We start from the raw sequence: 23,190 nt of genomic DNA on the forward strand, positions 1-23,190 counted from the left end.
TAGCGAATTTGAAAACCAAAAACTAATACTTGAGCCATGGTACTTTACGAATGGAAAGAGGTATATAATATTGGTATTGATAGTATTGATGCGGAGCATCAAGGAATGTTAAATCTTATTAATAAACTTTTCGATGCGATGAGCCATGGTAAAGCAAAGGAGATTATGACAGAAACTTTATCTGAATTAATAAACTATATAAAGTTACATTTTCAACGTGAAGAGACCTATTTTGCGGATACAAATTTTCCAGAATACCTAGAGCATAAACTTCAGCATGATCTTTTTATAGAAAAAATTAACGCTTTAAAAGTTCAGTTTGATGATGGTAAGCAGAATATAACAGTTGAACTTATAAATTTTCTTACGGATTGGTTAATAAACCATATTTTTATACTGGATAGAAAGTATTTAACCCATTTTAAAGAGCATGGAGTGAACTAAAAAATTCTAGTTATCAATACTTTTTCTTAAAAAGATCTTCAATTACCTCTTTTTTTCTAACTGAAACAGGAACGATTATCCCATCAGACATTAATAGAGAAGTATTTGGATGTTTCATGTATCTCACAATATGCGATGAGTTTACCAAATGCGTTTGATGGCATCGAATAAATGATAAAGGGGAAAGCATTTCATCGAATTCTTTAAGAGTTTTAGAAACAACAATATTTGACCTATCTGCTAAATAAAAAAGGGTATAATTATTGTGAGATTCACACCTAATAATATTACCAATATCTACTACAAAAACACTATCGTTAGTTTTAAGAACAATCTTTTTAATATCGTAATTATTGTCGTTAATATTTGATAATAACGATTCAAACTTCAAATAGGATTCATCGCTATTAATAACTTTTGTAATTTTACCAACCGCATTCACTATATCTGATGGATCTATTGGTTTAAGGATGTAATCAAGAGCACTAAATTTAAATGCTTGAATAGCAAATTCTTCATGTGCTGTAATAATAATAAAGTAAAAATTGTGTCTCTTAAATTTCTTTAATAGGTCAAATCCTGTACCATCAGGCATTTTAATATCAAGAAAAACAATTTCAGGTTTAAGCTGATCTATTAGAGTATAGCCCTTTTCAACACAATCGGCTTGTCCTATTACATTAACATTTGGACAATAAACAGATAATACATGTTGAATTGTTTCTCTAACCCTTGCTTCATCATCAATAATGACTGCTGAAAACATAATTCTAATCTTTAAAAGGTATGGTGAATATTACAATTGTTCCTTGTGTAGATGTGTTATCACTTTTTAAATCAACAATTTCTATCTTTATATCTATATTTCTAAGTTGCTTAATTTTTTTAAGTCTCTGAGATGTAATTTCTGCTGCTAATGCTTGATGACTTTTACCTGATCTTAAATGAACGAATTTTGATTCTTCAACACCAATTCCGTTGTCTTCCACTTCAATTACAATTGACTTTTCTCTCTTTTTAAATCTAACTGTAATTACCCCTTTCTCTGAAAGTTGAATAAAACCATGTTCTATTGAATTTTCGATAAAAGGTTGGGGCAGCATTGGAGGAATGGTCATTTCATCAATGTCTAATGTTTCATCGATTTCAATTTTGTAATCGAACCTTCCCTCAAACCTTAACGTTTGTAAATCAAAATAAAGCCCAAGAATTTTTGTTTCCCTTTCTATTGTTGTTGTTTCTAGCTTTGAACTTTCTAAAATAAATCGAATAAGTTTTGCAAAGTTTGAAAGGTATTTCCCTGCTTGATGCGATTCATTACGAAATATAAAACTTTGAATTGCAGTTAATGAATTGAATATAAAATGAGGATTTATTTGCGTAAGCAAAAGTTGTTGTTCAATCCTATTAAAACTCATTTTAAGATCTCTCTTTGATTTTAAGAGGTAAATTACAAATCCTATAAGGATTATTATTACTACGCATAGTAATAGAACGATAAAATTGGTATTAATGATATTTAAAAGGAAAGCGTTAATAGTTGTTAGGGTAAAATCAATTTTAAAACCAAGTAATTCGGAGTGTAGACTCATTAAATTGATAATTAAAGGATCAGAAAATTGATAAACCATTTTACTAATTAATTTAAGTTGCTAGTTATGGCTAATATAGAAGATTTAAGAACAAGGGTTACCTTCGGTGAACTCGCAAAAACCACTCGGTTAACGAATTTTGATTTTAGAAGTAAAATTAGATCAAGTATCATTATTCTAAATATCAATGATTTGTGTATTTTGATTTCATAAATCTTAAATCGTTAATCAGTATTCGTTATTCAATTCTTTAAAAGGTTATTATAGTAACAAATAAAAAACCCCTCAATAATAAGGGGTTTTTTTAATATATAAGAGTATTTCTACCTGTTTTTTTCAGTAAAATCTCTACCAGCCTTTAATGCCTTAAGGTTTGTGTTTACAAGTTCCTCTCCCTTTTTGCCGAAAAGTTGACGAATACCATCTTCTAAGCGTTCAAAAGGAATATCAATAAAGGGTGAAGCGGCACCTAGCATAACAATATTTGATGATCGTGAAGAACCTGCTTGTTTTGCGATAGCATCTGCATCAATGGCAATGTGGTTTGGTAACAATTTAATCTGTTTTAGAATATCATCTAACCCCGGATAATCAGGTATGTTATTAAAAGGCGTGATGTTGGTTACCAACCAACCATCCTTAGAAAGGAATGGTAAATATCGTAAACCTTCCATAGGCTCAACGGAGAGAATTAAATCTGTTTTGCCCTTAGGAATAAGATCCGAAGCAATAGGTTTATCAGATATGCGTAAGTGCGATTGAACATCTCCACCACGTTGGCTCATTCCATGAACTTCAGATTGCTTAATATGTAAGTTGTTTTTAACTGCGGCTAGGCCAATGGCTGCGGCAATTGATAGAATGCCTTGTCCACCAACTCCTGCAAGAATTATGTCATTTTTCATTTTAGTTCGATTTGATTGATTTACTAATTTGATTCATTCTTATCAGCCTTTTTACGGCGTGCAAAAGTTTGAATACACTCCCTTTGTGGAATTAAAACGGATAATCCTTTGTATTCTAATTCCTCTCTAATAATCCTTACATTCTCTTCATGGTTTTTCTTTAAAGGAGTAATTATTTTTAAATGGTCAGGATGTACCCCAATACCTTGGCAAATTTCAAAAAGTCTTCCTGTAGCTGCTGATGTTTGACCGCCAGTCATTCCAGTTGTTGAGTTATCGGATATAATTACTGTAATTGGAGAATTTTTATTAACGGCATCAAGCAGACCTGTCATTCCGCTATGGGTGAACGTTGAATCACCAATTACAGAAACGGCGGGAATTAAACCTGCATCAGCTGCTCCAATTGCCATTGTAATGGAAGCACCCATATCAACGCAAGAGTTAACTGAATTGAAAGGTGGAAGTGCCGCTAAAGTGTAGCAGCCTATATCGGAGAATACTCGGCCTGTTCCATACGCTTTAAGAACTTCATTCAAATCTTCGAATACATCGCGATGCCCGCATCCCTGACATAATGAAGGTGGACGATTTTTAACAATATCAGGAATATCTTGGCCTTCCTGAATGGTCATTCCTAGAGCTTTTGCAACAATGTTAGGATTTAACTCACCATCACGAGGCAGTGTGCCATCGAGTCTTCCATGGATTGGCTTACCTAGATTTAGGAAACCTTTTAGCATTTCTTCTATAACTGGTGCACCATCCTCAAGGATGAGTAGTGAGTCGCATAGGTTGTAAAGGTCTGCTACTTGCTTATGAGGAAGCGGGTATTGGCATAGTTTCAGGGTTGGATGAGGATTCTTGCCATTTACATAGTTTTCCATTAAATAGTTATAAGCCAATCCTGCAGCAATTACTCCTAATTTCTTGTCAGTTCCATCGACAAAGGTATTGAATGTTGATTTTTCAGATTCAACATCCATAGCGGGTTGCATACCCAACAGTTTCTTATAGTTTTTTCTAGCAATAGAAGGTAGTAGAACGAATTGGCGTGGATCCGATGGTAGATGCAATTGATTTTGCTTTTTTACCTGTGAGCGTTGAACACCGGCACGAGAGTGCGCCAAACGGGTTGTGATACGAAGCATCACAGGAACATTTAATTTCTCGGATAATTCGAATCCGTAATATGCCATTTCATAGGCCTCTTGTTGATTGGATGGCTCAAGGATTGGTATTAATGAGAATTTAGCGTAAAATCTTGAGTCCTGCTCATTCTGCGATGAGTGCATCGATGGATCATCTGCTGAAACAACTATCAAACCTCCATTTACACCAGTAATTGAGGCATTTACAAAGGCATCGGCAGCAACATTTAAACCAACATGCTTAAAGCATACCATTGAACGCTTTCCTGCGTATGACATGCCAAGTGCCGCTTCCATTGCTGTTTTTTCATTTGCCGACCATGTTCTGTGAATATTTAGCTCTTCGGCTTGCTTCGATCCTTGTACAAACTCCATAATCTCGGTTGAAGGAGTGCCAGGGTAAGCGTATATCCCCGATAAACCGCCATCAATTGCACCTTGGGCAATTGCTTCATCACCAAGTAAAAGTAATTTTTCCATATTATGTATGCTTTTATTATCTGAGTTAATAATTGAGTAAAAAATAAATGAGGGAAGGAAAGGCGATCTTACAGACCACCAAAACGTTTCAGGAATCCAACGTTTAAGGCAACATTGTGCAGATAGTAAATGAAAAGTGTTCTCATTTTTTAATCACTTATAGTAGCAACCTTGAAACTATCAATTTGTTACCAAAATTGAGATTTTTCATTAATTTTGATAGCAAAAGTATCAAACTTTTTTAATCTCTTATAATTTCTTGTGTATCTAAAGGCTGTTTTTTATTAATTTATAATTGTTATAACAATCTTCCTGCTTCCCCCATAATTCCTGAACTCACATAGATAAATACCCTGCCATGTTCCAAGATTTAGCTTATGGTTGGTAATTGGGATTGATATTGATTGACCAATTATTGATGCTTTAAGGTGTGCTGGCATATCATCTGAACCTTCGGAATTATGGGCATAGTTGAAATTTTCAGGAATTAATTTTGATAAAAAACTCTCAAAATCCATACGAACGGTATAGTCGGCATTTTCATTAATTGTAATTGCAGCCGAGGTATGTTTGATAAAAAGATTTAATATGCCCTTGTCAGGTAGATTCGAAAAATTTTTAGAAATTTCTTCTGTTATTAAGTGAAACCCTCTACTGTAGGGGCGTAGCTGTATTTCAAATTGATCAACCATATTTTATGATTTTTTGATTATTAAAAAAACGTGAACTCGATGTAAGCATAACATATTGATCCTAAATATAGTGTTAGATTGTTGCTTTGTCATGCTGAACGAAGTGAAGTATCTAGTCTTTATATAATTAGATCCTTCGCTTCGCTCAGGATGACACCTTACATCGAGCTGACGTTAAAATAAAGTACAATAATTGCAATGATGCTAAAAAACTATTTCTAAATTAAACACAATTTTTTTACCATTAATATGTTAAAATAAATTGTTTTCTTCGCCAATAAATTATCTATTTAAAATTTTTTACAAAAATTGTAATAAATAATTAAGTAAACTAATGAAACACAGCTACTACAATAGAGTTAAATTATGTTTAGTTCTTACCCTTTCAATTATAGGAATTTCTATATATGGGCAAGGAAAAGGCTTTGTAGTAGGTGTTATTACTGATACGCTTAATCGGCCTATAGAGTTTGCAAATATTGCTATACAAAATACAAATATGGGTTCATCGAGCGATGAAAATGGGAGATATAGGCTAAAAGTAGTTTCAAATCAAAGATTAGCTTTTATAGTTTCATGTGTTGGATACATACCAAATAGTTTTGAGCTAAAAATTGAGAACGATGAAAGAAGGGAAGTAAATATTAAACTTATACCAATATATAATAGAATCGAAGAGGTTTCAGTTATTAGCACTAGGCGTAAGTTTGGAAATATTGAGAAGATAAATACAAAAAGTCTTGAATTTATTCCTGATGCATCGGGTAATTTCGAATCGATTTTAAAATCGCTACCCGGCGTTAGCTCCTCAAACGAATTAAGCTCGCAGTATTCCGTTAGGGGCGGTAATTTTGATGAAAATCTTGTGTATGTAAATGGTGTTGAAATTTACAGACCTTCCTTGGTTCGTTCGGGTCAGCAAGAGGGATTAAGTTTTGTTAACTCTGATATGGTATCGGGAGTTGAATTCTCCTCTGGTGGATTTAATGCTGAATACGGGGATAAAATGTCATCTGTTCTGAATATAAAATACCGTAAACCCGAGAAAAATGCTGCGAATGTTAACATTAGTATGCTTGGGACAAATTTTACTTTAGAGGGCTTATCCAAAAACAAAAAGTTTACTCACATCACTGGTTTTCGGTACAAAACATCAAAATACCTACTTAATACATTAGATACTAAAGGTGATTATCGTCCAGTATATCTTGATATTCAATCGTATTTGAACTACGATATTTCTCCAAGATTTAGCATGAGTTTTTTAGGAAGTTATTCAACAAATAAATATCAATTTGTACCTGGCGATAGAGAAACCCGGTTTGGTACATTCAATAATGCACTACAGCTAAAGGTATACTACGAAGGACAGGAGATTAATACCTTTGAAACTGCTCTTGGAGCATTCAGCACTGAGCTAAAGCCCAATGATAATCTTCTATTTAGACTTACCACTAGCGGTTTCATCACCTACGAGCGCGAAACCTATGATCTTCTTGGTGAATATCTATTAAATGAGTTAGATAACTCTTTGGGTTCATCAACGTATGGCGATAGCTTAATAAATGTAGGTATTGGCGGTTCATTGGATCATGCTAGAAATTTTTTAAATACAAGAGTGCTTTCCGTTGATAATTCAAATATTTGGGTATCAGGAGTCAATAAACTCAAATGGGGGGTAAAATATCAGCATGAAATAGTGGACGATCAAATTAGTGAATGGAAGTTGATAGATTCATCGGGCTATTCAATACCCATTTCAACAGATCAACTTAAACTATCCTATGCGTTGAAAGCTTCGAATAAACTTAACTCGAATCGAATCAATGGTTATGTGCAGGATGAATTAAATATCTCAGGTGGTATCTTCAATTATATAATTACAGCAGGAGCAAGAATATCGTACTGGGACTATAACGATGAGTATATTATCAGCCCAAGGGCATCAATTACCGCTGAACCTTCGTGGCGAAAGGATATTTCGTTTCATCTATCGGGAGGATACTACTATCAACCACCCTTTTATAAAGAGTTACGGTTTACCAATGGGATTCTAAACCCTAGCATTAAATCTCAAAAATCCATTCAATTTGTTTTAGGTTCTGAGTATAGATTTATGGCGTGGGATAGGCCATTTAGGTTTACATCGGAGCTATACTATAAAAATCTATCAAATTTAATTCCCTATAAGGTAGATAATGTAAGCATTCGCTATTCTGGCGTAAATATGGCGAAGGGCTATGCCTATGGGTTGGATTTAAAGATTAATGGTGAACTTGTTTCTGGTGCCGAATCGTGGGCAAGTTTATCGATAATGCGAACCTATGAGAGTATAACAAACGATACTTATATAGATCAGAATATATCCATTTTACGTACAGGGTATTATCCACGACCTACAGATCAGCGAGTTAACTTTGGAGTCTTTTTTCAGGATTATCTTCCCGGAAATCCAACATTTAGGGTGCATTTAAGCGCTCACTTTAGCACAGGTCTGCCAGTAAGTGCTCCGCAGAATGTAGTCATGTACAATCCAATTACCCGAATGCCATCCTACAAACGCATTGATATTGGATTCTCCAAGATTTTTAAAGATGATGTTGGAAAAGGCGGAGCTAAGTTGAATGGAGTAAAATGGTTAAAGGGATTGTGGGTTAGCGCAGAGGTATTTAATCTCCTTAATATCAACAATACTGTTTCGTACCTTTGGGTTCAAACCGTAAATAATCAGGAAAATGAATCGGGAACGTATGCAGTTCCTAACTACCTAACATCACGTAGGCTCAACATAAAACTTACTGCCAAGTTTTAGTTGAGAGATTAGCTAGAAAAGTTTAGGATGATCGGTTTCAAAAGTATGCAGAACACGTGAAATTATGGCTTCGCGTAAGAATTTGGATTGATTCCTTACCTTATACCGCTTACAGTAAACCTTAATAACCTCCATTTCGGACGTGTTAAAGAGTAATTCCTTACGATGAACACGTTTTAACTTATCAGCATTGAACCCTGGGCGCTTATTCATCTTATATTAAATTCAGTATTTTATGACAAATAAACTAAATACAAACCTATTGCTGAAAGCCTATTTAATAAAATACTTAACAATTTCACGAAAGTTTTTAACAATTCGTTAAAAAACACACCTCGAATGGGTATCATAAATGAGTTTTTTTGTTCGCTACCCTTTGAATAAGAAACTGTTTAAGTTTTAATCTCCTTGAAATGTTGCTATTCTCTTTCAAACCATTAGAAAGTTCTCTGATTTAAGGTTAATCTTTAAGTGATAGGCAAGTTCCTATTAACGATGATTTAAATCATTATCAGGTATTTAACAATGCATTGACTTGACATTGCCCCCCAATATTCATAAATTTGTTCTCCCTTTGATTTTGCATGAAAGAAAAGAATAATTAAGACACTTTTATATAATTAGTATTAACCTTTAAATATATTGTTATGAGCATTCAGAAACGTTTTTTAACCGACAAGGGTGTTTGCCAGGTTACCTTTGTTTTGCCAGAATCGATTACTAATGCTTCAAAAAAGGTTGCTGTGGTCGGCGATTTTAATGCTTGGAATTCCGAAAAACATCCTATGAAAAAAACCAAAGATGGAAAATACAAGTGTACCGTTGATCTTCCACTAGGGAAAGAGTATCAGTTCCGTTATTTGCTCGATGAAAATCGCTGGGAAAACGATTGGGAAGATGATGGATTGGTTGCAACGCCTTACAAGGAAACATTCAATTCGTTAATAAAACTGTAACCGAATCTGTTTATTTAGATCCGTTGAGCCCGAATATTTTTACTGCCTTCGGATCTATTTTTCGCTAATACTAATTTATCATTGCCCTTATATTAAACACTAAACTAAGTGCTATGTGCATTCGAAAAAAATTTTTACCCAACAAGGGAATCTGCCAAATAACCTTCATTTTACCTGCTTCTGTTGCAAACAACTCAAAAAAAATTGCTTTAGCAGGTGATTTTAATGCTTGGAGTACTGAAAAGAATCCCATGAAAAAACAGAAAGACGGAAAGTTTACCTGTACGCTTAAACTTCCGATGTGGAAAAAATATCAGTTTCGGTATTTGCTCGATGATACCCGTTGGGAAAACGACTGGGATGGAGATGGATTGATCGAAACACCCTACAAGAACAGGTTTAATTCGTTGTTGAAATTGTGACTATTCTGATCTTCAAAAGCAGGGTTTGTCAGTGCATCTTCGCAACCCTTCCCGTTGCAATACACTGCTTTTATTTTCACTACACCCAATATCCTTGAAAATGTTGTTATTCCTTCTTAAAATCATTAGAAGATACTCTGGTTTTGTATTAGCCCAAAAGTGACTGGCAAACTCTTATTTAATGAAGAACTTAAAGATTCAATTTTTAACTCACTAGAATATTATTTTCAGCTAGTTCTATTTTAACCGATTCGAAAAACACGCAAAAAAGCAGAACCGACGTGAAACGAGCTTGACAAAGTCAAAAATCGGATACAAACCTAATCTGCCAAAGTAGAATTAGTTGAAAATAATTTGCATTGCAAATAAATATATGTTGATATGTAGGAAATGATGATATAAATCAATGCATTTATTACTGAATTATCTCATTAAATACTTTAATTTTATTAAAATATAAATTTTTGGTCAATCTCTTTACTAGTATTCTACCATTTTGGTAATAGTATTGATTTTTGGGCATTAAAAAATTAATAATACGACTTGCGCAGAGATGAGCAAGAGAAAACCATGAGTGATACAAATGGTATCGAAAACCAAATAATTGTTCTCTTCAGGCTTGATGAGCAATTGTATGCGTTGTATTTATCAGCCGTTGAGCGTGTTATACCAACTGTTGAAATAACTCAATTGCCCAAAGCCCCTGACATTGTAATGGGTGTTGTAAATTTTCATGGTGCGATAATACCCGTTATTAATATCCGAAAGCGTTTTAATCTGCCTGTTCGTGAAATTGGATTGGATGATCATCTCATTATTGCACATATTCCGAATCGACTTGTTGCACTTGTAGTAGATTCGGTAACAAGCGTGCATGAACTTAAACATGGTCAATTAGTAGATACTAAAGAAGTGTTTTCTTACACGGATTACCTGTCAGGTATTGCCAAGGTTGAAAATAGCATTGTTTTGATACATGACCTTGAGAAGTTTCTTTCTCTTGACGAACAGCAAATTATAGATGAAGCTCTTTTAACAAATGAAAAATGAAACATACTCTTCCAGATAATGTTTTATCGCAACTAAGTAAGTTTATTGATTCTAACCTTGCATTGTATTTCCCCAAAGAAAGGTGGGGTGATTTAGAACGTAATATTATAAATGCCTCCAAAGAGTTCGGATATAAGGACATTGAAAAATTTATACATCACATTACTTCTTCCTCCTTAACCCGCGAGCATTTGGAAATTCTTGCTGCTAATCTTACAATTAACGAAACCTATTTTTGGCGAGAACCTCACACTTTTGAAGCACTAGAGCAAATAATTATTCCCGAGTTGACCAGTCATCGCCAAAAAGAAGGAAAGAGGATAAGAATTTGGAGCGCAGGATGTTCAACAGGTGAAGAACCGTATTCTATTGCAATCGCACTAAACAGAACAATCCCCAATATTGAAGATTGGAATATTTCTATTCTTGCTACCGATATTAATCCTCAGGTTTTACGAAAAGCTACAACAGGTGAATTTGGTCAATGGTCATTTCGTAGTACTCCCCAATGGCTAAAAGAAAGATATTTTTTTCAAAAATCAAATAATAGATTTGAGATTATTCCAGAGATTAAGCGTATGGTGAAATATGAATATCTGAATTTGGCTGAAGATATTTATCCGTCATCTCTTAGTAATACGAATGCAATGGATATAATCTATTGCCGTAACGTTCTTATGTATTTTACTCAGGATCGTTTTAGGCAAGTTGCGCAAGGACTGTATAACTCTCTAGTACAAGGAGGTTATCTTGTAGTTTCTGCAAGTGAACTCTCCTTGCAGAATTTTCCCCAGTTTACCCCAATTAATATTCCGGGTATGGTGCTATATCAAAAGAGTTATAAGAAGATTAAAAATCAGCACAAACTTACTATAGAGGAAACTCCTTATGAACAGGCCTTATTTCAAATACAACCGAAAACTGATTATAATACAGAAAGCATAAAATCTCAACCCCAAGAAATCGAAAAGGAGATTCTTACAATAGAAGAAACCCCTAAACAGATCGGTTCGATTTATGAAGAATCCTTAAAATCATATTCGCAAGGTAACTATTCGGAGGTAATTGATAAACTTGAAAAAAATATTCAAACATCAGAGGAACAGCTGCTTTTAATTCGAGCTTTTGCTAACCAGGGAAAACTAATCGAAGCAATAAAAACATGTGAAAAAGCTATTGCAGCCAATAAACTCGATCCTCGCCTACACTATTTATACGCAACAATTCAGCAGGAAAATAATCAGCTGGGAGAAGCAGTAATATCACTTAAACGTGCTATATACTTGGATTCTGACTTTGTGCTCTCCTATTATTCTTTAGGGAATATTTATCGGCAGCTTGGTAATACTAAATATGCAAAAAAGTATTATGAGATTGTTGTGTCGATTTTAAATAAATGTAACCAGGAAGATAATCTTTTTGAATCGGAAGGATTAACCACTGGTAGATTCAGAGAAATTATCAATGCCTTTTTACAAACTAGTGCATGAAAAGAATGCTCAGCACGACCCCTAACCCCTAAAGGGGCAATCCTGCCGTACAGACTGAGGGTGAGTGAAGAGAGGAAATATTGACACAACACCAATGAATAGGGGTGAAGAAAATTCAAATTAATCTTGAACAGATGCAAAAGGCAAAAATTGATTGGGATGAAATTAGAAGCAAAGTAAATTCTCTGCAAGAATTGAAAAATCAGAAGATTTTTATTACGATGGAAGAAAAGCATTCCATATTAAAAGCAAGAGCGCAAGTTTTATCTGTTGAAACGAAAGGTAGAACTGATCACAACGAATTTATCGAAATTGTTGTGTTCAGGTTAGCCTCAGAGATTTATGGGATCGAGAGTACATTTATTCGCGAGGTTTATCCGCTGAAAGATTTTACAATTCTACCTAGTATCCCATCCTTTGTACTTGGCATTATAAACGTGCGTGGACAAATTGTTTCAGTGATTGACCTAAAAAAATTCTTCAATCTACCCGAAAAGGGTTTAGGAGAGTTGAACAAAGTAATTATCGTCCGTAATGAAAGGATGGAGTTTGGTATTCTGGCAGACACTATACACGACACGCGCTCAATATCAATTGAGGAGATCCAATCACCACCCGATTCAACAAGCGGAATCGGTGTAGGGTATTTAAGAGGAATTTCTAACGATCGTATTATCATCCTTGATGTAGAAAAGATTTTAGAGGATGAAAAAATTGTGGTACATCAAGAATCAGAATAAAAAAGTACTTAAAGTGCCTAAAGTTTACCTTCGGTGAACTCGCAAAAAGCACTCGGTTGGAGTACTTAAAGTAAAAAGAAAGTACGGATTGTTTTAAGCAAAAACTTTAGACCCCTTTAACTCTAGGCACTTCTTAAAACTCTAGGCACTAATTAAACAAAGGAGGCATAAACATGAAATATTTTATTAACCTTTCTACTCGTGCTAAGCTACTGTTTAGCTTTGGCTTAATCTGGTTGATGTTTTTAGTGGTGATTGTTATTGCTTACATTGGTTTACAGAATATCACACAATCAGAAAAAAATCTGTACGAGGTAAATTTCCAAATAGCACTTGAGTTGAGAGAATTAAGATCTCATCAGAATTTCAATAGAGCAGCTATTCTGGATATGATGTTGACCCAGAATAAATCAGAACAATTGGCCCTAGAAGGGATCATCAATGAAAGGGGGCAAGCAATTAATGATATTATCGAAGCGCTATTCAAACTCGATGCAGATCTCCAGTTCCAAAGCCATTTAAAAGAATTAAAAACTGAAATCGATGTGTATCGTCAAGCAAGAAAGGAAGAGATTTCATTAATTCAAAATGGGAAATTAGAGGAAGCCAAAAAATTGGGAACAACCACTCAAAAGGATCGATTTGAAAAAATCCGATCAATTTCAACCGAAATGGGTAATAAGGCAGCGAAAGACGCAGATGACCAGTTGACACTTGATCAGCAACAGGCAGATTCAAGAATATTTCTCTTTGTGATAATTGGAGTTGTTGCACTTTTTTTCAGCATAGCTATGGTGATGTTGATGAACAGGGCAATAGCCCAACCGCTCATTGAGATTACAAAAATAGCTGCACGTATAGGCGAAGGAGATTTAAATGTTGAACTGTTGGTGGCTGAGCGAAAAGATGAGGTTGGAATCCTTTTACAAAATTTTAGCAGAATGGTAAATACCCTTAAGGATATGGCTGCTGTTGCTAAAAGAATTGCTTCTGGAGATCTTACTGGTTCCGTTGTTCCGCAATCAGAGAAAGATCTTCTGGGAAATGCTTTTTTGCAGATGTTAAACAATCTGCGTAGTATCATGAAGGATATCTCTGAAAGTGTTAACCTTCTTGCCTCATCATCGAGTGAAATATTAGCCGCAACCACTCAGGTAGCATCGGGTTCGTCGGAGACAGCCTCTGCAATCAGTGAAACAACAACAACAGTTGAAGAAGTCCGTCAGGCAGCTCAGCTGTCCAGTCAAAAAGCAAGTCGGGTTTCAGAGAGTGCTCAACAAGTGGTTCAGGTAACACAAGTTGGTCAAAAAGCAGTTGATGAAACTGTAAGCGGGATGCACGAAATTCAAAATCAAATGGAAGCGGTGGCAAATACAATTGTTCGGTTAAGTGAGCAAAGTCAACAAATTGGTGGAATAATTGCATCGGTCAACGATGTGGCCGATCAATCTAATTTACTGGCAGTAAATGCCGCCATAGAAGCCGCCAAAGCAGGGGAGCAAGGAAAAGGATTTGCAGTTGTTGCGCAAGAAATAAAGAGTCTAGCATTGCAGTCAAAACAGGCCACAGTACAGGTGCGCAATATCTTAAGCGATATACAGAAAGCCACAAGCGCAGCAGTAATGGCAACTGAACAGACCAGCAAAGCCGTTGAAAATGGCGTTAAGCAATCAACTCAGACCGGTGAATCAATTAAAAAATTAGCAGAAAGCAGTAGTAAGGCAGTAGAAGCGGCAACACAAATTGTTGCTTCGAGCCAACAACAAGTTGTTGGGATGGACCAAATTGGGTTAGCCATGAGTAACATCAACCAGGCAGGAACTGAGAATGCAGCAAGTATGGTACAAGCTGAAAAGGCTGCGATGAGTTTAAATGAGCTGAGTCAGAAACTGAAACTTTTGGTAGAACAGTATAAAGTATAAAGTGCCTAGAGTACTTCGAGTGCCTAAAGTACTTGGAGTAAAAAAAGAAAGTAGAGCAGTGATTTTTAAAAAGTTCAACTCTGTTATAGCCCCTTTTTTAAGGGGTTGGGGTTATTTAAAAAGTACTTCGAGTACTTAAAGTTAAAAGAAAACAGAGCAGTGGTCATTGAAAAGTTCAACTCTGTTATAGCCCATTTTTAAGGGGTTGGGGTTAATTTAAAAATAAACGGATGGATAAGAAAGATGAGGAGTTTTTAAAACGACTTCAGGCAACTTTTCGCATTGAAGCGGAGGAGCATATTCGTGGGCTTACGTCAGATCTAATTGAATTAGAGAAAACACCTAAAACTGAAAAGACCTCTAAATTAATAGAGGTTATTTTCCGCGAAGCACATAGCTTAAAGGGAGCTGCACGTTCAGTTGGTATGAAAGAGGTTGAATCTACCTGTCAGGTATTGGAGAGCATATTCGGGAAAATAAAAAATGAACAAACTTTCTTGACTGCAGAACAATTCGACCTTATTTATAAAGCTATTGATAGCATTTCGAAAATGGTATCTAATGGTGGAGCAAAAATTCCCAAGAACAACCAAGAATTAATAAAACAGCTACAATCTATCACAGAAGTAGATCAACCTAAGAAAATAGATGAAGAGCAAACAACAACTATCAAGAATACTTTTGAAGAAATCACAAAATCTGCTTTATCTCCAAACGGAGTATCTAAACTATTAGTAGAAGAAAAACCCGTGCAAGCAGAAACTGTAAGAATATCAACTGAAAAGTTAGATCCGCTTTTTTTGCAGGCTGAACAGATGATTCAATATAAAATTGCTGCAACACAAAGAACCTTCGAAATGAGGGCTATTAACGATTTAATCGGATCTTGGAAAACGGAATTAAGAAAATTGAATGCCCCCGGTTCCAATGAAAACCTACTTCAATTAAAACTAATAAATGATTGGAGTACTGAAAAATTAAATGAACTTGAAACCAATATAACTGCTATTACTCATGCTCTAGAAAACGATCAGCGTTCACTCGGACGATTGATTGACGACCATCTGGAAGCAATGAAAAGCGTATTGATGCTTCCTGTGTTTACAATAATAGAAGGATTTCCCAAATTTATTCGAGATCTCGCACGTAGCCAAGGTAAAGAAACAGAGCTAATTGTGCAGGGAAAAGAGATTGAAGTTGACAAGCGAATTCTTGAAGAATTAAAAGACCCTTTAATTCATCTGATACGAAACTGCATTGACCATGGAGTTAAAAAACCTTTGGAGCGAGAACGCTTAAACAAACCACCGCAAGCAAAAATAACACTAAACTTTAATGTAACAGAAAGTCGCCATCTAGAGATTACCATTTTCGATGATGGTATAGGTATTGAACTCGATAACGTTCGCAGAGCAGCTATCAAGGCAGGCGTTCTAGACAAAGATTCTCTGGAAAATCTAAACCCTCAGGAAACTTTGATGTTAATATTTCAGTCGGGCGTGTCAACAAGCCAAATAATTACAGATATATCAGGACGTGGATTAGGTTTAGCGATAGTTCTCGAGAAGGTGGAAAAACTTGGTGGATCAGTCTCGGTTGAGAGCCAACCGAATATTGGTACAACATTTCATCTTTTACTTCCATTGACATTAGCAACATTCAGAGGCATTCTTGTGCGCATCGGAGAGCAGTTGGTTGCTATACCCACTATTAATGTTGAGCACGTAGTAAGAATAACTCAGGAAGAAATCAAAACAGTAGAAAATAGGGAAACGATAATGATTGATGGGAGAATCATTAAAACAGTTAATCTCGGGAATGTATTAGGGTTAACAAACGGAAATGGTAGTACATCAAGTAAAAAGAATAACTCCGAGGATAATCATCATTTTATTCAATTATTGATTCTTTTACATGCGGATAAACGAATTGCTTTTACTGTTGATGAGATTATAGAGGAGTGCCAGATTCTTGTTAAAGACTTGGGCAAGCAATTATATCGAGTCCGTAATATAAGCGGAGCTACGGTTCTTGGTTCGGGTAAAGTTGTACCTGTAATCAATGTTTCAGATTTAATGAAATCGGCAATTCGAACAGGCATGTCCATAAAAGAATCGAAAGAAAAGGATATTGAGGCTACAAGGAGATACAAAATTTTAGTGATAGATGATTCGATTACATCGCGAAGCTTAATAAAGAATATTGTAGAATCAGCAGGTTATCTGGTTGAGACTGCTGTTGACGGTGTAGATGCATTAACGAAAGTGTTAATTGGAGAATTCGATTTGATTGTATCTGACATTGATATGCCGAGGATGAACGGTTTTGAACTTACCACGAAAATTCGCAAAAACAAAAAATTAAGTGAATTACCTATCGTACTGGTAACCGCTCTCGAATCGCGTGAAGATCGTGAACACGGTATTGATGTTGGAGCCAACGCTTACATTGTAAAGAGTAGTTTCGATCAAAGTAATTTGTTGGAGGTGATTAAAAAACTTTTGTAATAGTACACAAGTACTTAGAGAGTAAAAAGTACTTAAAGTGTCTAAAGTACTTCGAGTATTTAAAGTTAAAAGAAGATAAGGATTATTTTAAAGCACAAACTTTTGGCTCTTTTAAATTCTAGGCACTTGAAGTACTCTAGGCACTTCTTCAAACTACTAGGCACTTAAAAAACTTATTACCATGATTAAAGTTCTTATAGTGGAAGATTCACCGGTAATGCAGCAATTGCTTTCCTATACAATTAGCGCCGATCCAGATATACAGGTTGTTGGAATTGTTGAAAATGGTGAAGAAGCCATTGAAGCAGTTAAAAAATTGCATCCTGATATAATAGCAATGGATATGCATATGCCAAAATTAGATGGACGGCAGACAACACGTATAATAATGGAAACCAACCCTACACCAATTGTAATTGTTACTGGTAGTTCAACAGGGAAAGAAGCTACTTTTTCATTTGATATGATTGCAGAAGGGGCTTTGGCCGTAATTAAAAAACCGCCAAGTGTAGATCACCCCGAATTTAAAAAAGAGGCACAAGGGTTAATACAAACATTAAAACTAATGTCTGAAGTGAAATTGGTCAGACGTATTGCACATAGTACGAGAGAAAATGGGCTAGTCAAACCCATAATTGAAAAAGAAATTAGTAAAGAATCGGAAATTCAGATTGTTGCTATCGGTGCTTCCACGGGTGGTCCACTTGTTTTACAAAAAATTCTTTCAGGACTCCCTAAAAATATTCCAGTTCCACTTTTAATTGTTCAGCACATCTCACAAGGATTCACTGAGGGTTTTGTTGAATGGCTTAATAATACAACAAATTTTCCAGTTCATATAGCATCTCATGGTGAATTCCCGCTTGCGGGACATGGTTATGTGGCTCCGGATAATTTTCACATGGGAGTTGAAAGAGGTCCTAGAATTGTACTTAGTAACCACGGATTAGAAAATGGTCTGCGGCCATCAGTTGCTTATCTCTTTCGTACTGTGGCACAAGTCTTCGGATCTGGTGCTGTAGGTATTTTGCTAACCGGGATGGGACGTGATGGTGCTGAGGAGCTAAAAATGATGAAAAAAAACGGGGCCATTACTTTCGCTCAAGATAAAGAAAGTTCTGTGGTGCATGGTATGCCCGGAGAAGCAATAAAATTCAATGCGGCAATGCATATTCTTCCTCCTGAAGATATAATAACAACATTAACTGCTTTATTTAAAAAGTGAAGGGGAAATTATGAAAAACATTAAGAATTCAGAGGATGATGTTGTGCAAATTTTAATAGCTGAGGACAGCTCAACTCAAGCAGAACAATTAAAATACCTTCTTGAGAAGTACAACTACAAGGTAATAGTGGCTAAGGATGGCAAGGAAGCACTCAATCTTTTAAACGAATTCAAACCAGCTATAATTATCACCGATATTGTTATGCCGGAGATGAACGGTTATGAGCTATGTAAAGAAATAAAATCAAATGAAAGTACTATAGACATTCCCGTTATATTGCTTACATCTCTCTCTCGTTCGGAGGATATACTTGAAGGCATTTCTTGCGGAGCCGATAATTTTATCACTAAACCTTATCACGACGATTATCTCATCTCACATATTGAACAAATTATAGCAAATAGGAAGTTCAACAAAAGTGAGAGGGTTAGGGTTGGTGTGGAAATAATATTTGGTGGTAAACGACGTTTTATCTCGGCCACCCAGCAGCAAATGCTTACATTACTCATTTCAACGTATGAAGCAGCGGTCCAAAGAAATAATGAGTTAATTCAGGCACAAGAAGAATTAAAAGCAATTAATGAAAACCTAGAAGAGTTAGTGCTAGAAAGAACTAATGAACTTTTGGCGGAAATTGATATTCGCAAAAACGCTGAAAAACGGATTATCAAATTAAATCGCATTTACGCCGTACTCAGTAATATCAATAAAGCAATTGTAAGAGTTCGTGATATCGATCAGCTATTCCAAGATACTTGTAACATCGCTATCGATGAAGGAAAATTTCAAAGTGCGTGGATTGGAATCGTAAATAATGAGACAAATAAAATTGAAACCTTTGCAGCTGCTGGCTTAGCAAATGAGTTAATAGAGGTGAGTCCTTATCAAAATCCTGTTACAGGGGTAATAAGTTCTGGGAAACACTTTATATCCAATAGTATAAATACCGATAAAAGTATTCCTGAAATTTGGAAGCGGAATTCTTTGTCTTTGGGATTTAGATCATTTGCCGCATTTCCTCTTATTGTTTTTGGAAAAGTAACGGGAGGTTTTTGTATCTATTCCAATGAGGTTGATTTTTTCGATGAAATAGAAATTTCTCTACTTGATGAAATGGCCACTGATGTTTCATTTGCACTTGAATACATTCAGAATGAAATTGAACGCAAAAAAGCAGACCTCCTTATTCAAGAGAATACTGAGCAGCTCAAAGTTCAAAACATTGAATTGCATGAATTAATAAAAGAACTTAGTCAGACCAATACTGAATTAGTTATTGCCAAGGAAAAAGCCGAAGAGAGCGATCGCTTAAAAACAGCCTTCCTACACAACATCTCTCACGAAATTCGTACCCCCATGAATGCAATTATTGGGTTTTCCGAATTCCTTAACGACCTTGAGTTTCTTCCCGAAAAGCGTAAACATTTTACCGATATCATTGTACAAAATTGCTACCAACTACTTTCTATTATCTCTGACATAATAAGCATTGCTACCATCGAGGCGGGTCAGGCAAAAATTACAGAAAATGAGGTCGATCTTAATTCAACCTTAAGACTTCTACACGAACAATTCCTGCTAAAAGACCAAAAGAAAAATGTTATCCTTATCCTAAAAAATACGTTACTCAATGGCGAGGTAAACATTACATCCGATGAAACAAAACTCGTCCAGATACTAACTAATCTTATTGGCAATGCGCTAAAATTCACACAACAGGGGTATGTAAATTTTGGTTACAAATTAAAAAGTAACGAACTCGAATTTTTTGTTGAGGATACAGGCATCGGCATCCCACCTGAAATGCACCAAGTAATATTTAATCGCTTTCGTCAGGTCGATGATACCGCACAACAATTCGGTGGTTCGGGTTTAGGCTTGTCTATCTCAAAGGCGTATGTAGAACTTATGGGTGGTAAAATGTGGTTAAAGTCTGAATTAGGCAAAGGATCAACTTTCTATTTTACTATCCCCTACAAAAAAGTTCAAAGAACTACTTTATTAGGAAAGCAGTCCATTAACGCTATAAAATTTGAAAACAAAACAACTATAACCCTTTTGATTGCCGAGGACGAAGAATCTAATTTCATGCTACTGGAAGAATTTTTGACAGGATTAAATATCGAAATAGTTTGGGCGAAAAATGGTTTAGAAGCAATTGAAATTTGCAAAACACAGGGTATCGATTTGATATTAATGGATTTAAAAATGCCAGTGATGGATGGCTATGAAGCTACAATGAGAATAAAAAATTTTAAACCAAATATGCCAGTTATTGCCCAAACAGCATACACAACAGATTTAGATAGGAATAAAGCCCTTGCATGTGGATGCTCTGATTTTATTACTAAACCTTTAAAACGAGAACTCTTAATTTCTAAAATAAAAAAACATTTGAAATAAAATAGTTTTATCAAACAAAGAAGCCCCATTTCCAACTGTGTCTTGTCCTAAAATAGGTTGACAAAAAAATCGAACAAAAAGTCAACTTAAAACAGGATTAGCATGAGTGAGTAAAGTAAAAACAGGAATAAGAATTAATGTGTAAACTACAAAAAGAAATACCATATCTTCGTGTAAACTTAAAGTAGGTTTTAGTTAAAAACCTGTCAAGTTATTTTAGGAAGATACACAAAATTACCATTGCATTGGAATAAAACCCAATTGCAGACCATCAAAATGCCTTTGCAGATAATCAAAACCTCTTTGCAGACAAACAAAATGCCTTTGCAGACCATCAAACCCTCTTTGCACGTAATCAATCGTGAATTGCGACAACACAAAACCCTATCGCAAAACAACAATCGTCAATTGCGTCAAAACAAAACCCCATTGCATCTCAATAATCGCATTTTGCGATAGCCTTATCATACATCGTAAGCCCGCAATCACCAAAAGCGAAAATTAGCTATTTATAACGTGAGTTCGATGTAAGTATAATATATTGATTCTCAGTTCACCATTAGATTGTTGCTTTGTCATGCTGAACGAAGTGAAATCCGAAGGATTCGCTGAAAGCAAACATCTGAATTTTAGATAATTAGATCCATCGCTTCGTTCAGGATGACACCTTGCATTGAGCTGACGTTATTTATAAAGAACTCCAATTTATTTGTGTGATGATGGTTTTGGGAAGTTCATCGCTTTTTGATAGTTTTACTAGCTGTGGATGGAAACGTAGTTTTCAACCCACAAGCAGAGACAACAAGCGGAAAACCGTTATGCGGATACAAAAACCTAGCGTAACAAATAGAACTGTTTTGTAAAACTAATTGCAGTAAAAAGAATACGAATTATTTATTAACTACCCAATGAAAATATATCTTGACTATAATGCTACAACTCCTATCGACAAAGAAGTAGCGCAAACAATGCAACCCTATCTTTATGGCTATTTTGGTAACCCATCAAGTGCTCATAGTTTTGGAAAAGAAACAAAACGAGCTGTAGAAAACGCTCGGGTACAGGTTGCCACAGCAATTAATTGCAAACCTAATGAGATTATTTTTACCAGTGGAGGAACAGAATCGAATAATTATTCCATAAAAGGATTTGCATTCGCCAATGAGCATAAAGGAAATCATATTATAACATCTACCATTGAGCACCCTGCCGTAATTGAAGTATGCAAATACCTAGGGAAAAGAGGATTTCAAATCTCATATATTCCAGTTGATGAATTCGGATTGCTTCAGCTGGATGAGTTGGAAAAGGCGATTACTCCAAAAACTATTCTTATCTCCGTAATGCACGCCAACAACGAAATAGGAACTATTCAGCCAATCTCAAAAATTGCCGAAATTGCCCGTAAATTCAATATAGTATTCCATACCGATGCTGCACAATCGTTGGGAAAATGCGCTGTTGATGTAAAAGAAATGGGAGTTGACTTATTGTCCATTGCAGGTCATAAATTGCATGCACCTAAAGGCATTGGGGCTTTGTATATTAGGAATGGTTTGGTTTTAGAGAAACTTATCCATGGGGCTGATCATGAACAGAATAAGCGTGCAGGAACCGAGAATGTGCTTGAAATCGTAGGATTAGGCAAAGCTTGTGAAATTGCCCATTGCGATTTGAGCAAAAATATGGAGCATTTAAAGAAAATGAGGGATTTGCTCCATAACCAATTACTCAATAAACTCACAGAAATCAAGTTAAATGGTCATTCACAATTACGACTCCCCAACACATTAAACCTTAGCTTTAAAGGATTGGAGGCTAATATCCTTTTAAACGAATTGGAGCTAAAGGGAATTGCCGCTTCAGCGGGAGCCGCTTGCCATACCGACTCAATTAAACTTTCATCAGTATTAACAGCCATTAAGCTAGATACTGATTTTGCAATGGGAACCATTCGATTTTCCGTAGGACGACAAACTACGGTAGCCGAAATAAACCAAGCATCTGAAATAATTGTGGATATTGTAAAGCGATTAAGATCATCTTAAACTATTTACGTACAAGAATACAACATGCCAAATATTTAACCCCGTTAAATCGGATGTAGGAAAGCCAAACATTGAATTGGATTGAAGATATGGCTCAACTATTAGGATTTTGCAGATTTTTCCTTTTCCTACCACTGATCATTCCCTGAGGCATCTATGATTGCTTCTGAGATAGTTCTAATCATCTCCCAAATAGCTTCGAATGCCCCTAAGATGACTTTGAATACCTCCATAAATAGTGCTTTTTTGAAAAAAAATCTTCAGATAGCTGGTAATTTTTTGCAAACGGCTTAAATTGTCTATAAATTTAAAAATTTTGTATTTAACTCTTTCAATATTGATGTTGTTTT

General features: G+C 35.4%; 18 protein-coding genes. 12 read left to right on the top strand and 6 right to left on the bottom strand.

The window, feature by feature from the left end; all coding sequences use genetic code 11:
* Window positions 1-36 precede the first annotated feature (36 nt).
* Complete coding sequence (locus tag HOO91_05165; protein ID NOU16931.1) at window positions 37-444, top strand: hemerythrin family protein; 408 nt, start codon at window positions 37-39, stop codon at window positions 442-444.
* Window positions 445-457: 13 nt separating this feature from the next.
* Here the strand turns inward: HOO91_05165 and HOO91_05170 are convergent, their stop codons facing one another.
* From HOO91_05170 to HOO91_05190, 5 genes are all read right to left on the bottom strand, one after another.
* Window positions 458-1,210 (bottom strand): response regulator transcription factor, encoded by a 753-nt coding sequence (locus HOO91_05170; protein ID NOU16932.1) that lies wholly within the window; start codon window positions 1,208-1,210, stop codon window positions 458-460.
* Window positions 1,211-1,214: 4 nt separating this feature from the next.
* Window positions 1,215-2,036: a histidine kinase gene (locus tag HOO91_05175; protein ID NOU16933.1), complete on the bottom strand. Its 822-nt coding sequence runs from the start codon at window positions 2,034-2,036 to the stop codon at window positions 1,215-1,217.
* A gap of 323 nt (window positions 2,037-2,359) precedes the next feature.
* Complete coding sequence (locus HOO91_05180) at window positions 2,360-2,941, bottom strand: indolepyruvate oxidoreductase subunit beta (protein NOU16934.1); 582 nt, start codon at window positions 2,939-2,941, stop codon at window positions 2,360-2,362.
* Window positions 2,942-2,964: 23 nt separating this feature from the next.
* Window positions 2,965-4,572, bottom strand: coding sequence for an indolepyruvate ferredoxin oxidoreductase (locus HOO91_05185; GenBank protein ID NOU16935.1), 1,608 nt, complete (start codon window positions 4,570-4,572; stop codon window positions 2,965-2,967).
* Window positions 4,573-4,856: 284 nt separating this feature from the next.
* Window positions 4,857-5,264: a YjbQ family protein gene (locus HOO91_05190; GenBank protein NOU16936.1), complete on the bottom strand. Its 408-nt coding sequence runs from the start codon at window positions 5,262-5,264 to the stop codon at window positions 4,857-4,859.
* 334 nt (window positions 5,265-5,598) lie between these two features.
* On the opposite strand from HOO91_05190, the gene HOO91_05195 reads away from it, so the two are divergent.
* Entirely contained in the window at window positions 5,599-8,076 is a 2,478-nt protein-coding gene (locus HOO91_05195) for a TonB-dependent receptor (protein ID NOU16937.1), read from the top strand.
* Window positions 8,077-8,088: 12 nt separating this feature from the next.
* Here HOO91_05195 and HOO91_05200 read toward each other — a convergent pair whose 3' ends face one another.
* Complete coding sequence (locus HOO91_05200) at window positions 8,089-8,289, bottom strand: hypothetical protein (GenBank protein NOU16938.1); 201 nt, start codon at window positions 8,287-8,289, stop codon at window positions 8,089-8,091.
* Between the two features lie 434 nt (window positions 8,290-8,723).
* On the opposite strand from HOO91_05200, the gene HOO91_05205 reads away from it, so the two are divergent.
* The 10 genes from HOO91_05205 to HOO91_05250 all read left to right on the top strand — a co-directional run bounded on the left by HOO91_05205 (window position 8,724) and on the right by HOO91_05250 (window position 22,840).
* Entirely contained in the window at window positions 8,724-9,032 is a 309-nt protein-coding gene (locus tag HOO91_05205; GenBank protein NOU16939.1) for a glycoside hydrolase, read from the top strand.
* Window positions 9,033-9,145: 113 nt separating this feature from the next.
* Window positions 9,146-9,454 carry a glycoside hydrolase gene (locus tag HOO91_05210; GenBank protein ID NOU16940.1) on the top strand — a complete coding sequence of 103 codons (309 nt, stop codon included), beginning with the start codon at window positions 9,146-9,148 and terminating at the stop codon, window positions 9,452-9,454.
* Window positions 9,455-10,042: 588 nt separating this feature from the next.
* Window positions 10,043-10,504: a purine-binding chemotaxis protein CheW gene (locus tag HOO91_05215; GenBank protein NOU16941.1), complete on the top strand. Its 462-nt coding sequence runs from the start codon at window positions 10,043-10,045 to the stop codon at window positions 10,502-10,504.
* A complete protein-coding gene (locus tag HOO91_05220) occupies window positions 10,501-11,994 on the top strand; it encodes a chemotaxis protein CheR (protein NOU16942.1) in 1,494 nt (497 codons plus the stop codon). The genes HOO91_05215 and HOO91_05220 overlap by 4 nt, the downstream gene beginning before the upstream one ends.
* 134 nt (window positions 11,995-12,128) lie before the next feature.
* Entirely contained in the window at window positions 12,129-12,734 is a 606-nt protein-coding gene (locus tag HOO91_05225) for a purine-binding chemotaxis protein CheW (GenBank protein ID NOU16943.1), read from the top strand.
* A gap of 173 nt (window positions 12,735-12,907) precedes the next feature.
* The gene (locus tag HOO91_05230; GenBank protein ID NOU16944.1) at window positions 12,908-14,656 is read left to right on the top strand and encodes a methyl-accepting chemotaxis protein; all 1,749 of its coding nucleotides are present in this window, start codon (window positions 12,908-12,910) and stop codon (window positions 14,654-14,656) included.
* Between the two features lie 230 nt (window positions 14,657-14,886).
* Window positions 14,887-17,163, top strand: a complete 2,277-nt coding sequence (locus HOO91_05235; GenBank protein ID NOU16945.1) for a response regulator — start codon at window positions 14,887-14,889, stop codon at window positions 17,161-17,163.
* Window positions 17,164-17,344: 181 nt separating this feature from the next.
* A complete protein-coding gene (gene cheB, locus HOO91_05240) occupies window positions 17,345-18,388 on the top strand; it encodes a chemotaxis-specific protein-glutamate methyltransferase CheB (GenBank protein NOU16946.1) in 1,044 nt (347 codons plus the stop codon).
* Window positions 18,389-18,398: 10 nt separating this feature from the next.
* A complete protein-coding gene (locus HOO91_05245) occupies window positions 18,399-20,792 on the top strand; it encodes a response regulator (GenBank protein NOU16947.1) in 2,394 nt (797 codons plus the stop codon).
* Window positions 20,793-21,700: 908 nt separating this feature from the next.
* Window positions 21,701-22,840, top strand: coding sequence for a cysteine desulfurase (locus HOO91_05250; GenBank protein ID NOU16948.1), 1,140 nt, complete (start codon window positions 21,701-21,703; stop codon window positions 22,838-22,840).
* Window positions 22,841-23,190 lie beyond the last annotated feature (350 nt).

This window comes from Bacteroidales bacterium (assembly GCA_013141385.1).
GTDB lineage: Bacteria > Bacteroidota > Bacteroidia > Bacteroidales > Tenuifilaceae > UBA8529.